This is a genomic window from Bacteroides sp. ET225 (genome assembly GCF_024733745.1).
Lineage (GTDB): Bacteria > Bacteroidota > Bacteroidia > Bacteroidales > Bacteroidaceae > Phocaeicola > Phocaeicola excrementipullorum.
Genome location: NZ_JANRHN010000006.1, coordinates 99,823 through 112,709, shown reverse-complemented (window position 1 = coordinate 112,709; position 12,887 = coordinate 99,823). Strand labels below are relative to the sequence as shown.

Annotated in this window: 13 protein-coding genes and 1 pseudogene; 7 read left to right on the top strand and 7 right to left on the bottom strand. The window is 50.2% G+C overall.

The annotated features are described in order from the left end of the window. Positions 1–83: 83 nt before the first annotated feature. Positions 84–365, bottom strand: coding sequence for an IS200/IS605 family transposase (gene tnpA / locus NW212_RS04665; protein WP_258337476.1), 282 nt, complete (start codon positions 363–365; stop codon positions 84–86). A 30-nt stretch (positions 366–395) separates the two neighbouring features. Between tnpA and NW212_RS04660 the strand changes: the two genes are divergently transcribed. The 4 genes from NW212_RS04660 (at position 396) to NW212_RS04645 (ending at position 4,196) form a co-directional block, all read left to right on the top strand. After that, positions 396–1,643: a transposase gene (locus tag NW212_RS04660; protein ID WP_258337475.1), complete on the top strand. Its 1,248-nt coding sequence runs from the start codon at positions 396–398 to the stop codon at positions 1,641–1,643. Between the two features lie 261 nt (positions 1,644–1,904). Further along, complete coding sequence (locus NW212_RS04655; protein WP_375337946.1) at positions 1,905–2,729, top strand: helix-turn-helix domain-containing protein; 825 nt, start codon at positions 1,905–1,907, stop codon at positions 2,727–2,729. Positions 2,730–2,834: 105 nt separating this feature from the next. Continuing rightward, positions 2,835–3,587 carry an SDR family NAD(P)-dependent oxidoreductase gene (locus NW212_RS04650; protein WP_258337474.1) on the top strand — a complete coding sequence of 251 codons (753 nt, stop codon included), beginning with the start codon at positions 2,835–2,837 and terminating at the stop codon, positions 3,585–3,587. 33 nt (positions 3,588–3,620) lie between these two features. After that, positions 3,621–4,196, top strand: a complete 576-nt coding sequence (locus NW212_RS04645; protein ID WP_258337473.1) for a DapH/DapD/GlmU-related protein — start codon at positions 3,621–3,623, stop codon at positions 4,194–4,196. Between the two features lie 173 nt (positions 4,197–4,369). Here NW212_RS04645 and NW212_RS04640 read toward each other — a convergent pair whose 3' ends face one another. From NW212_RS04640 to NW212_RS04630, 3 genes and pseudogenes are all read right to left on the bottom strand, one after another. Continuing rightward, complete coding sequence (locus NW212_RS04640) at positions 4,370–4,708, bottom strand: HigA family addiction module antitoxin (protein ID WP_258337472.1); 339 nt, start codon at positions 4,706–4,708, stop codon at positions 4,370–4,372. A 7-nt stretch (positions 4,709–4,715) separates the two neighbouring features. Then, positions 4,716–5,033 (bottom strand): type II toxin-antitoxin system RelE/ParE family toxin, encoded by a 318-nt coding sequence (locus NW212_RS04635; protein WP_258337471.1) that lies wholly within the window; start codon positions 5,031–5,033, stop codon positions 4,716–4,718. 81 nt (positions 5,034–5,114) lie between these two features. Beyond that, positions 5,115–5,441 (bottom strand): annotated as a pseudogene (locus tag NW212_RS04630) (helix-turn-helix domain-containing protein); the annotation flags it as partial. A 299-nt stretch (positions 5,442–5,740) separates the two neighbouring features. On the opposite strand from NW212_RS04630, the gene NW212_RS04625 reads away from it, so the two are divergent. Together NW212_RS04625 and NW212_RS04620 are read left to right on the top strand one after the other, a co-directional pair. Next, on the top strand, positions 5,741–6,349 hold the full coding sequence (locus tag NW212_RS04625) for a hypothetical protein (RefSeq protein ID WP_258337470.1): 609 nt from the start codon (positions 5,741–5,743) through the stop codon (positions 6,347–6,349). A gap of 103 nt (positions 6,350–6,452) precedes the next feature. Further along, the gene (locus NW212_RS04620; protein ID WP_258337469.1) at positions 6,453–8,015 is read left to right on the top strand and encodes a peptide MFS transporter; all 1,563 of its coding nucleotides are present in this window, start codon (positions 6,453–6,455) and stop codon (positions 8,013–8,015) included. A gap of 108 nt (positions 8,016–8,123) precedes the next feature. Here NW212_RS04620 and NW212_RS04615 read toward each other — a convergent pair whose 3' ends face one another. Both NW212_RS04615 and NW212_RS04610 read right to left on the bottom strand, forming a co-directional pair. Continuing rightward, complete coding sequence (locus tag NW212_RS04615; protein ID WP_258337468.1) at positions 8,124–8,687, bottom strand: 1-acyl-sn-glycerol-3-phosphate acyltransferase; 564 nt, start codon at positions 8,685–8,687, stop codon at positions 8,124–8,126. A gap of 1 nt (position 8,688) precedes the next feature. Then, positions 8,689–8,967, bottom strand: coding sequence for a hypothetical protein (locus NW212_RS04610; protein ID WP_258337467.1), 279 nt, complete (start codon positions 8,965–8,967; stop codon positions 8,689–8,691). Positions 8,968–9,123: 156 nt separating this feature from the next. Here NW212_RS04610 and NW212_RS04605 point away from each other — a divergent pair, with 156 nt between their 5' ends. After that, positions 9,124–11,067 carry a transglycosylase domain-containing protein gene (locus NW212_RS04605; RefSeq protein WP_258337466.1) on the top strand — a complete coding sequence of 648 codons (1,944 nt, stop codon included), beginning with the start codon at positions 9,124–9,126 and terminating at the stop codon, positions 11,065–11,067. A 99-nt stretch (positions 11,068–11,166) separates the two neighbouring features. On the opposite strand, the gene guaA is transcribed toward NW212_RS04605, so the two are convergent. Beyond that, positions 11,167–12,720, bottom strand: coding sequence for a glutamine-hydrolyzing GMP synthase (gene guaA / locus NW212_RS04600; RefSeq protein WP_258337465.1), 1,554 nt, complete (start codon positions 12,718–12,720; stop codon positions 11,167–11,169). Between the last annotated feature and the right edge of the window lie 167 nt (positions 12,721–12,887).

Sequence of the window (12,887 nt, the reverse complement as noted above, 5' to 3'; positions counted from 1 at the left end):
ACTGAAATGCACCCCAAAAGTTAGACAAGTTAAACATTATCCCGTAATAGAAAGAGTTCGGTATTGTACCGGACTCTTTCCATTTAACCGGGCTTTGATTCTTTTATAGTTTCCTGACTGACATTTCCGACTGATGACACAAAATATCCATCTGTCCAAAATGTATTTTCCCTGTAAAATATATGTCTAAGACAGTTTTCATGCCTTTTCCACGTGGCAGTTGTTGACATTTGTTTTAGCTTCCTTACGATTTGTAACGGAGAGAGTTTTGGTTCGCTGCATATCATCATGTGTATATGGTCTTTGTTTGTTTCCATGACTTCAATATTAGAGTGATTCTTTGAGATGTATTCTTTCTGTATCATTGTTTCGCATTAAATCGTTACATTTGCCATGTGTTACGTGCCTACAAGTATAGAATCTATCCGACGGAAGAACAGAAGGTCTTGTTCGCAAAGACTTTCGGCTGCTGCCGTTTTGTCTATAATTGGGCTTTGAATTTGAAAATCACGGCATACAAGGAACGTAAGGAAACGCTCGGCAACGTATATCTGACCAATCTGATGAAGAGTGAATTGAAGGCTGAGCATGAATGGCTGTCGGAGGTTAATTCCCAGTCGTTGCAGAGTGCTTTGCGCAATCTCGATACAGCCTGCACCAATTTTTTCCGTAACACCAAGACTGTAGGTTTTCCACGCTTCAAATCGCGTAAGGACAGGCAGAGTTTCCTTTGCCCCCAACATTGCCGTGTGGATTCTGAAAAAGGAACAATCACAATCCCAAAGGCGAAAGATATTCCTGCCGTGCTGCACCGCAAATTTAAGGGAACGGTAAAGACTGTTACCGTTAGTATGACACCCTCGGGAAAATACTTTGCATCTGTATTGGTTGATACGGCTATTCAAGAACTTCTAACAACACCCGTAGAGAACGATACGGCTTTGGGTATTGATTTGGGTATCAAATCGCTTGCCATATGTTCTGACGGACGCACATTTGGCAATCCGAAGAACTTGCAGAGAAGCCTTGACCGTTTGAAGTTGTTTCAAAAGCGTTTGAGCCGCAAACAGAAAGGTTCGGCAAACCGTAACAAGGCCCGCATCAAGGTAGCCCGGTTGCAGGAACACATAGCCGACAGCCGTAAGGACAACCTTCATAAAATCACCCGTTCACTCACGCACGACAGCCAAGTGCGCACCATCTGCATGGAGGATTTGAACGTGAAGGGGATGCAGCGTAACCACCACTTAGCGCAAGCGGTAGGTGATGCGTCTTTCGGTATGTTCCTGACGCTGCTTGAATACAAATGCAAGTGGTATGGCGTGAACCTCATAAAGATAGGCCGATTTGCCCCATGTTCAAAGACCTGTGGCAAATGCGGCTACCTGTACAAAGGATTAAAACTTAGCGAGCGGAGCTGGACTTGTCCGGAGTGCGGTACACACCACGACCGGGACTTAAATGCCGCTTGCAATATAAAGGAATTTGGCTTGAAAGCCCTACCCTCGGAACGAGGGAAAGTCAAGCCTGTGGACTGTCCTCTTGTGGATGACCGACCTCGTGTCCTAAAAAGCAATGGCAGGAAGAAGCAGGAAAAGAGAGGAGGTACTGGTATCTCCGAAGCCGCTAAATCTTCAGTTTAGCGGTAGTTCACCCAAAGCCTTTAGGCTTCAGGAGATTCAAGATTCTCGATATACAGCAGTCAGACTTCATAATCCCAAAGAAATTCTCTGCCATAGCGTTGCCATGGTCTTATTAGTAATATTTTGAATAGAAAAAAAAGCATCTCCATGTCGCCCCCAGAGAAGTTTCTCCTATACCTCAATTAACCGAAATATGAGCTTTACAGCAAACAGATTGTCAAAGCAAATGATTACCTTTGCACTGGAAAACGATATATAAAGATGGAAACAAAAGGAATCAATACATTGCGGTACTCAGACATCTTCCTTGCCATGTATTCAGACAACGGAAGCAGTTGCCTGCACCGTAACCATTCGCATGTGCTGGTCTATATGTATTCCGGCGAGCTGGAGATAAAGGAACGCGAAAAGGTCACCAAACTGCACAAGGGAGATTGCGCCTTCATTCGCAAAGATTTCAGCGTGCAGCTCACCAAGCAGGCATACAAAGGAGAGCAGTTCAAGGCCATATTCCTGATGTTCACCGACAAATTTCTGCGTGTTTTTTACAATCGCTTGGACAAGGGAAGCCTGCCGCAAGATGCACGACGGAGCAAAGTCAGTCTGTACAGGTTACCGTCCAACCGCCCCGACATCGTAAGCCTGTTCGAGTCCATGACCCCTTATTTCAATTCCGGCATACGGCCTACGGACGAACTGCTGGAGTTGAAGATGACGGAAGGATTGTACATACTCCTGAACACGGACAAAAACCTGTACGCTTCGCTTTTCGACTTTGCCGATCCGTGGAAGATAGACATCATGAGCTTCATGGAACAGAACTACACCAACGACCTCTCGCTGGAAGAAATGGCCAATTACACCGGACGAAGCCTGGCCACATTCAAACGGGACTTCAGCAAAGTGAGCGACCTGTCCCCGCAAAAGTGGGTGATTCGCCGCAGACTGGAAGCCGCACACGCCCTCATACTGTCCGGCACACAGAAAGTGACTGATATTTGCTACAACGTAGGCTTTAAGAACCTGTCGCACTTCTCGAAAGCATACAAGGGGCTGTACGGCTGTTCCCCTGCCCACAGCATCTGACAGTCTCTTTTGAACTGTACGGCAAAATACGTTGAGCCGACGGGCAAAGCCTTTCTCTATAAAACCCGTTACCTTTGCGCCAGAATCTTAAAAAAAACAAACAATATGGATGCAAAGGAAATGAAAACAGCATTGGTGACCGGTGCGGAAATGGGCATCGGACTAGCATGTGCCGAGGCTTTTGCACGTGCAGGGTATATCACGGTATTGGCAGACATCAACGAGCCGAAAGAGCAAGCAGCCAGACTGGTGGCGGAAGGGCATCAGGCAGTGGCCTACCGCATAGACGTGTCAGACACGCAGGCGGTAAAGGAAATGATAGACTGGATTGTCTCGAACTACGGACATTTGGATGCCGCCCATAACAATGCGGGCATACAGACACCGCAACGCCCGATGGCGGAAATAACCGATGACGAATTCGACCGCACGGTTGCTGTGGATTTGAAAGGCGTGTGGAACAGTATGCGTTATGAAATCCTGCAGATGTTGAAACAAGGGCAAGGCGCCATAGTCAATACCTCATCGGCAGGCGGTGTTGTCGGCTTTCCGGGTCAGGCTGCCTATATCGCCTGCAAGCACGCCGTGTTAGGACTGACAAAGACGGCAGCCATTGACTACGCTGGCCAGGGCATCCGCATCAATGCCGTATGTCCGGGTGTGATACAGACTGCGATGGTGGACGAACTGATTCTCCGCAATCCGGCTTTGGAACAGATGTTCACGAAAGACATCCCTGCCGGACGCCTTGGCAAGCCGGAAGAAATAGCCGATGCCGTGTTGTGGCTATGCAGTCCGCAGGCATCGTATATGAACGGACAGGGGCTGATTGTGGATGGCGGCATTACCGTAAAATAAAGGATGTAGAACTAAATAACACAGATAAACAATATGGATATTTTCGAGAAAGACCTTTCAGGTGCTATGGTCTCACCCGACGAGCCGGGCTATGACAAACTGATCAGCACCATCTTCGACACGATGTCTACAGCTGCGGAAATGAATGCAAAAGGCTGGCTCACGCCGGAAGAAGTGCATGAATATCTGCACCGCATTACAGGCAGGGAGATTGATAAGAGTACGACACTGCTGCCCCCGTTCTATGTGGATTACGGCAAGAACATCCGCATCGGCAAGGGATGCTGGATACAGCAAGGTTGCACTTTCTTCGACCGTGGCGGCATCACCATCGGTGACGGTGTGTTCATTGCCCCAAAAGTTAACCTCATTACCATCAACCACGACCCGAATCCCGATAACCGTAGCGCGACATACGGTCGTCCCATTGTCATCGAGGACAAGGTGTGGATTGGCATTGGTGCTACGGTTCTGCCCGGCGTGCGTATTGGCTACGGTTCTATTGTCGGTGCCAACAGCGTGGTGACGCATGATGTACCGCCGATGAGCGTCGTAGGCGGCAATCCGGCAAAGTTCATCAAGAAGATAGAAGCAGGAAGCAAGAAATAAATTCAAAACAACAAGGACCGGCAGATGGCTTTTAACCCTGCCGGTCCTTGTTTTAGTATTATAATTATGATTACAGATGCAAAGGTAAAGCAAAAGCCCCACAACGGAATTGCTGTGAGGCTCAAATAGTGTGGGTGAAAAGTCCAAATGAACATGCAAACCCATACGGCCTTTCAGAGAACCGCAACCGACTTGCGTATGTTCTCCAAAATGGCGGAAAGTTTGTTGTCTCTCCGGGCAGTCTGCATATTATAGTCTGTCTGCAAACCGAGCCATATCGTTGCGGCAATCCCTGTTGCAGCCTCGATTTTTAATGCTGTATCGGTGGTTATCGGACGTTTCCCGTTGATTATCTCGTTGAATGCCGTATAAGGCATACCGATTATCCCGGCAAATTTTCTTTGCGACATACCACGTGCCTGCAATTCGTCCTTGAGCATTTCTCCCGGATGTATGGCCACCGCACAAACCAACTCGTTGGGGGCGTAAATTTTCTTTGCTGTTGCTTCCATATCGCGCTTATTTATAATGGTTACTGATGTCCAACAAACGGCATACGGTTATTACCTGTTCGCCGAGAACCTCCCTGACTGTAAATTCAAGGCGGTATTTGATATTGATGCGCACGGATGAAATACCTTTCTTGTCGCCTTGCAGCACTTCGTAGTTCAAGGAGTGTATGCGGTAAAGCTGTTCTACATTTTCAGCGCGTTTGAGAAACATCACGCATTTGTAATAGCCCCTGATTACTTCGGGCTGGTAGCGGTGCTTCTTGTCACTTGTACGGCCTTGCTCGAACAGCTCACGCAAATAGTCTTTATCGAACTCTATATACATATATCCGTTTTATTGTGCTGCAAAGATAATGCTTTTCCGTGGAATATCCACAAAAATAGTGAATATATTATCCATAAATAACTATACAATGACCGCCACCGCCGTCGGCGCAATGCCGTACTGCTTTTTGAACGCTGCCGAGAAATGCGACTGATTTCTGAATCCCACTTTGGTATAGACATCCACAACCTTGTTTCCTCCCTCTTTCATCAAGTTGTAGGCAACCTCCAGCCGCTTGCGTATAAGCCATTTTTCGGGTGTCAGATCACTTATCTTCTTGAAATCGCGCTTGAATGTGGCAAGGCTTCTTCCCGTATAGTGCGCCAAATCTTCCATCGTGAACTCGTATATATAGTTCTTGTTCAGGAAGTCCAGAATGTCGATTTTCCACGGCTCGTTGAAATGAAATGGCTTAACGGAACATTCTGGGGCGTCGCCACAAAGTACATGCAGGACTATCTCAACTGGTTCAAGGTGAAAGAGACCGCCCTGAAGTTCTGCAATGACCAGGCCGGTGAACAGCTGGGGCTTTCCATGAAACATTATAATGTCAAGTTTGCAACGGTATAATCAACCAGAGCCTTGAAGACTTAGACGTTTTTTTATCTATCTAATAAAACCTCGTGAGAATTTTGCAGGATTCTGTTGCAGGTTATCAAATTTGTTCATAGATTTGCCGACGTTTGAAATTTAACTGTGAGAACACCATGAAAACACGAATGATTCTTTTGGCTTGCTTGTCCGCTCTTTGCGGCTTTGTATACGCCGGGCAGCCTGCCCGTCCGGCGAGCGACAACTATGTAAAAGGGGTGGAAGCGCTCAATGACGGTGATCCGGTCACTGCATACAAATACCTGAATGCTGAAATCACGGAGCATCCGGACAACGGTTACGCACACTGCTATATGGCGCTGATATGCAACTGCTGCGGCGACACAAAACTGGCGCTTCAGGCACTCCAGTCGAGCCTGGAGCTGATACCGGCGGATGATTCCGAATACCTCTCGTTTGCCCGCTATTCGCGCGGCGTGCTGCTTACGGAACTGAAGCAGTGGGAGGCGGCGCAGCAGGATCTCGACGAAGCGATCCGTCTGAGTCCGTCTGATGCAGAGAACTACAAGGCGCGCGCGCAGCTTTATCTGGAAACGGGAAAATATGAAGAGTCGCTTGGGGACCTGCAGAAGACGCTTGAACTTGACCGGAAGGCGGACGTGAACGATCTTGTCCTCCAGCTGATGGCTGTGGCTCCTTCTGCGGATTTTATGGACCGCGTAACCGCCGCTTTCCAGCTGATTGACCGGGCTGAAGCTCGCTGATTCTTTGCACACTCCTTGTCTTTATGTTGCCGGAACAGGAAATATTCCTTACTTTTGCAGTCGGTTAATGAAAAACAGGTAATTTTTATCGACAGAAAAAAGAATGAGTACGACAAAAGGACATCCGAAAGGACTTTATCTTCTCTTTGTCACAGAAATGTGGGAGAGATTCAGCTATTACGGCATGAGGGCACTGTTCATGCTCTACATGGTGCAGGCATTGCTGTTCGACAAGGAAACGGCATCGCAAGTTTACGGAAGCTATACGGGGCTGGTTTATCTGACTCCGCTTATCGGCGGCTACATAGCCGACCGCTATTGGGGGAACCGGCGTTCGATTGTGGCAGGAGCGCTGACTATGGCCCTGGGCCAGTTTCTGCTTTTTCTCAGCGCGTGTTATTTTCATGAGGCCGGACTGGCCAAATACCTGATGTTCTGCGGGCTGGGGCTTCTGATTCTTGGAAACGGCTTCTTCAAGCCCAATATCTCTACAATGGTCGGACGCCTTTATGCAGACGACGACGAGCGGAAGGATTCGGCTTTCACCATCTTCTATATGGGGGTGAACGTCGGCTCTACGATAGCTCCGCTGATCTGCGGGCTTGTAGGAAATACGGGACATCCCGAGGACTTCAAATGGGGCTTTCTGGCTGCATGTATCGGGATGCTGCTCGGCGCTGCCGTGTTTCAGATTTTCAAGAACAAATACATCTGTGATCCCTGCGGAAATCCGGTGGGAACGGCTCCCGTAAAGGCGGACGCGCGTAAAAAAGAGAAAGCAGGGGGCGGTCAGAAAGCATCGTCGGCGCGCGTGTGGCTTATGGCTGTCAGCACGGTTGCGCTTACGCTCCTGTTCTCGGTGAACTGGGATGCCGGAGCTTCACACTGTTTTGCCGGTGCCGACTGGATCGGCTCGCTCATCTATGCCACAACCATTGTGGTGCCGATAGTCATCATCACCGACCGTTCGCTGGCGCGTGCAGAGAAAATGCGGATCGGGGTCATCTATATCATCGCCTTCTTTGTGATATTCTTCTGGTCGGCCTATGAGCAGGCCGGAGCGTCGCTTACCTTCTTTGCCGACGAGCAGACCGACCGGCACATCGGAGGGTGGGAGATGCCGGCTTCTTATTTCCAGTCGTTCAATCCCATCATGATTGTAGTGCTGGCTCCTCTGTTCTCTTCGGTCTGGTCTTTTCTGCGCAAGCGCGGGATGGAGCCTTGTTCTCCCCGGAAGCAGGCAATCGGACTGCTGCTGCTTTCTTTGGGCTATCTGTATATCGCTTTCGGCGTGAAAGGTGTGGAGCCGGACATGAAGGTAAGCATGGTTTGGCTTACGGGGCTTTACCTTATCCATACAATGGGCGAGCTTTGTCTGGCACCCATCGGACTGTCAATTGTCTACCAGCTGTCGCCAGCCCGCTTTTCTTCTCTTCTGATGGGAGTGTGGTACCTCAGCACATCGGCTGCCAACAAGTTTGCGGGACTTCTGAGCGGTTATTATCCGGAGAACGGAACGGTGCGCAGTTTCATGGGGTATAGAATAGAAAATCTGTTTGATTTCTTCATGCTGTTTGTTTTCATGAGCGGTGCGGCAGCGGTTGTTCTTTTCCTGCTTTCCGGAAAGCTGCAGCGGATGATGGACGCCCATGCCGACAAGAAATGAAAAAGATGTGCCACAAACGGAATCTCATGGGCAGAAATGTCCGGCAGTGCCGAGGTGTTTCTGCGCATGATGTCCGGTCATGACACATCCTTCTGATGGTTATGCGCTTCAAGACGGTTGTACCATCCCTATATCGAACTTCTCGGGATGCTTCCCCTTGAAATCCTTGAAATAGAGCTTGATGTCTTTCATGTCTTTGTCGATGTCCCCGCTGGGTATGAGATACTTGTCGGCAAAGATGCATTTCTTTTCATAGTCGATGCCTATGAGTACAATCGGAATCCCGGCTCCTAAAGCAATGTAGTAGAAACCCTTCTTCCAGTCGGGATTGGCCGACCGTGTGCCTTCCGGCGTAATGGCCAGATGAAACGTATCGCTTTGCTTCACCCGTTCGATCAGCTGGTCGACCAGTGAAGTGTGTTTCCCGCGATGAACCGGTATCCCTCCCATGCTTCGGAATATCGCTCCCAGCGGGAAGAAAAACCATTCCTTTTTCATCAGGAATCCGGATTCACGTCCGATGGCTCCGATAAACAGTTTTCCGATGATCAGGTCCCAGTTTGTCGTGTGCGGTGCGGCACAGATGATACATTTCTTGAAGTCCGGAACGCTTACCTTTGCCTTCCATCCCAGCAGCTTGTGATAGATGAAACGGCAGACAGCCTGTTTCATATCACTCGTCCTTTCCCAGTTCTTCGAGTTTGGCGAAAAATCCGATCATGCCTTTATCGAAATCATCCTGCAGCTTCTTGTAGAAAAGCTTCACGCTTCCCGGTTCGGTATGGCTGATTCTCTTTATGATTTCATCCCGCATGTCGTCAATGTCCATGAAGAGCTTGCCGTATTCTTTGCGCTTTTCGCCCGATGCCCTGGCGGCTTCTATCAGACACAATCCTGCTGCAATGTCTATGATATCATTAATTTTCTTTTTCAACATTCTTCTTTTTGCCATAATCTAAAAATTTTATTGGTTATTGAATCTGATGTAAAGATACGTCTTTTTTTGAAATCTTCTTGTCTTTTGCCGAGAAATGTGTTTGGCCGGTGTGCGATATTGCCGTTTATGGACTATATTTGCATCGATGTGGATTTTTAGAAGCATTGGAAAATGATTTCAAAGAAACGGAAAATAGGGATAATCGCTGCTGCATCGGCGTTGGCCGTATGTGCAGTTCTTTTCGCTTTCCGCAGCCAGTTTCTGCGGAATGTGGCGGACAAGAAGATTGCAGGTCTGGAGGAAAGGATGCGGATTGACATCGGCTACGGCAAATTGCAGTTTGACGGACTGGACGAGGTTTCGCTGGAAGGATTGTATGTGCTTCCCAGGCAGAGAGATACGCTGCTGGCCCTCCGCTCGCTCAAACTGGAGCTCAGCGCATGGAAGCTGCTGGCCGGAAGGGTGGACGTGGAACGCGTAAGCATGGACGGCCTGAGGGTAAACTTCCTCAAGGAAAAGGAAGCGGCCAACTATGATTTCCTGTTCGTGAATCAGTCCGGGACAGCCGGGAGTCACGCGGAAACGGATTATGCGCGCAAGACGGAACTGCTGCTGGATGCCTTGTTTGATCTGCTTCCGGCAGATGCCCGGCTGACGGATATTGACATCGCTGAGCGGAAAGACAGCAATTCCGTGCGGCTCAGCATCCCGGAGTTTGTCATCCGCAACCATCGTTTTGAGAGCAAGGTTGCCTTTGAAGAAGACGGGCACACCCAACTCTGGCAGACAAAAGGAGAAGTCAATTCGGCGGAACGCAGGCTTGCGCTTTCTGTCAGCGCGCCCGACCTGACCGTACCTTACCTCAAGCGGCGGCTGGGAGCGGAAATTAAGTTCGACAGTCTGTACTGCCGGTTTGTGCAGGAGCGGAAAGGAGAGAGCGTCCGCTTGTCGGGCCAGGCGCAGGTGGCAGGTCTGGAAGTCTGTCATTGGAGGCTTTCTCCCTCGGCGGTCAATCTGAATGACGGAGCGATTGATTTCCGGATTTCTGTGGAGAAGGACGCCGTTGAGCTTGACAGTGCCAGCACGGTCCGCTTCAACAAGCTGGCTTTTCATCCTTTTTTGCGGGCGGAGAAGAACGGTCAGCCTGCGGAAGGCATTTTCGGCTGGCATTTTACAGCTTCGGTCAACAAGCCGTGGTTTCCTGCCGACGAACTGTTTTCGTCCCTTCCCGAGGGACTGTTCGAGCATCTGGACGGTATGCGTGTGAGCGGCGAACTGGCGTACAGGGGATTCGTTGACGTAGATTTTTCTTTGCTTGACAGCCTGAAGTTTGACTCGCGGCTGGAGTCAAAAGATTTCAGGATTCTTCAGTTCGGCCGTTCGGATCTGCGGAAGATGTCCGGAGAGTTTGAATACACGGCCTATGAAGGCGGGAGTCCTGTGCGCACTTTTGCCGTGGGACCTTCGTGGAATCACTTTGTGCCTCTCGACAGCATTCCCCTGACCATGCAGACGGCTGTACTCCAGAGCGAAGACGGAGCCTTCTTCTATCATCAGGGCTTTCTGACCGACGCGTTGCGCGAGGCGATGATTTACGATCTCAAGAAACGCAAGTTCGCACGGGGAGGGAGCACCATTTCGATGCAGCTGGTGAAGAATGTGTTTTTGAACCGCAACAAGAATCTGGCGCGCAAGCTTGAAGAGGCGCTGATTGTCTGGGTGATTGAAACGGGCCGCCTGACATCGAAAGAGCGGATGTATGAAGTGTATCTGAACATAGCCGAGTGGGGGCCGATGGTTTATGGAATATGCGAGGCGGCAGACTATTATTTTGCGAAACGCCCTTCCGCCCTTACGCTGGAAGAATCCATCTTCCTGGCTTCCATCATTCCAAGGCCGAAGCATTTCATGTGGTCGTTTACGGAAGACGGACGGCTGAAGGACACGCAGGAAGGATATTTCCGTCTGATAGGCAGGCGGCTTGTTGCGAAAGGTGTGATTTCGGAGGCGGAAGCTGCGGGGATAGACATATCCAAAGTTATCCTGAGAGGGGAGGCGAAACGGTATTTTGCCGGCAAGCCTTCTGCCGGGAATCCGGATCCTGTCCGGGAATAAGGCGAGCGCCGTCCGGCTGAAATGGAAAAAAGGTGCGCCGGGCTGGTCTGAACCAGTTTCCGGCGCACCTTTCCTTATTGCGTCAAGAGCGGGAAAATGTTATTCCCACTCGATTGTGGCAGGCGGTTTTGACGAAATGTCATAGCATACGCGGTTTACCCCTTTCACCTTGTTGATGATGTCGTTGGAAACCTTTGCCATGAAATCGTAAGGCAAGTGCGCCCAGTCGGCTGTCATAGCGTCAGTGCTGGTTACGGCACGCAGGGCAACCGCACGCTCATAAGTACGTTCGTCGCCCATCACGCCCACACTCTGCACGGGAAGCAGGATGACTCCGGCTTGCCATACCTGGTCGTAAAGTGACGTTTCTTTTCCGTCGGCGTCCTTTGTCTTCCAGTCGCGCAGGCCCTGGATGAAGATGTCGTCGGCATCCTGAAGGATGCGTACCTTTTCGCGTGTGATGTCGCCCAGAATGCGGACAGCCAGACCCGGTCCCGGGAAAGGATGGCGGGTAATCAGGTGTTCCGGCATTCCCAGTTCGCGTCCTACGCGGCGCACTTCATCCTTGAACAGCAGGCGCAGCGGCTCGCAGAGTTTCAGGTTCATCTTTTCAGGCAGGCCGCCCACATTGTGATGGCTCTTGATCACGGTTCCGGTGATGGAGAGCGATTCGATGCAGTCGGGATAGATTGTTCCCTGCGCCAGCCACTTCACGTCCTTTATCTTGTGCGCCTCTTCGTCGAACACATCGATGAAGCCTTTTCCGATAATTTTGCGCTTGCGTTCCGGTTCGGTCACTCCGGCCAGTTCGGTAAAGAACTTTTCGCTGGCATCCACGCCGATCACGTTCAGTCCGAGGCACTCATAATCGTGCAGCACGTTCTTGAACTCGTTTTTGCGGAGCATGCCATGATCCACGAAGATACAGGTCAGATTTTTCCCGATAGCCTTGTTCAGCAATACGGCTGCCACTGACGAGTCAACGCCTCCGCTCAGTCCGAGCACCACTTTGTCGTCGCCCACCTGTTCCTTCAGGGCTGCAACCGTAGTTTCGATGAACGAGGCCGCGCTCCAGTCCTGCTTTCCTCCGCAGATGTCAACCACAAAGTTCTTCAGAATCTGCGTTCCGTCTTCCGTGTGGTAAACTTCCGGATGGAACTGCACTCCCCAGAGCTTTTCATTCTTTGCCTGATAAGCGGCCACTGCAACCTTGTCGGTCGAAGCGATTATTCCGAAATTGTCCGGAAGAGCCGTGATGGTATCGCCGTGGCTCATCCATACCTGCGAGTTCTTGCGGATTCCCTTCAGCAGCGGGTTCTGGCTGTCGAATTCCGCCAGATGCGCGCGCCCGTACTCGCGGGTGTTGGCCGGTTCCACTTTTCCTCCGTTGACATACGCCATGAACTGTGCTCCGTAGCAGATGCCCAGAATGGGATATTTGCCCCGGATGCCTGTCAGATCAACCTTGAAAGCCTTTTCGTCGTATACGGAGAAAGGGCTTCCCGAGAGGATGACGCCGATAACCGACGGGTCGTCATGAGGAAACTTGTTGTAGGGAACAATTTCGCAATACATGTTCAGTTCACGCACACGGCGTCCGATAAGCTGTGTGGTCTGTGAGCCGAAGTCAAGGATGATAATTTTTTCCTGCATATTGTGTAATGTAAAAAATGTTCGTAATGCCTGCAAAGATACTGAGAAATATTCAGATATTCTATTCGGCGGTTGTTTTTCGTGAAAAATAATTGCGGCAAGGCACTCCGGACCCTGCTGGCCTTCCGCAACCCGTTTCCGTAGAAGCTGAAAAGGACATCCTTCCG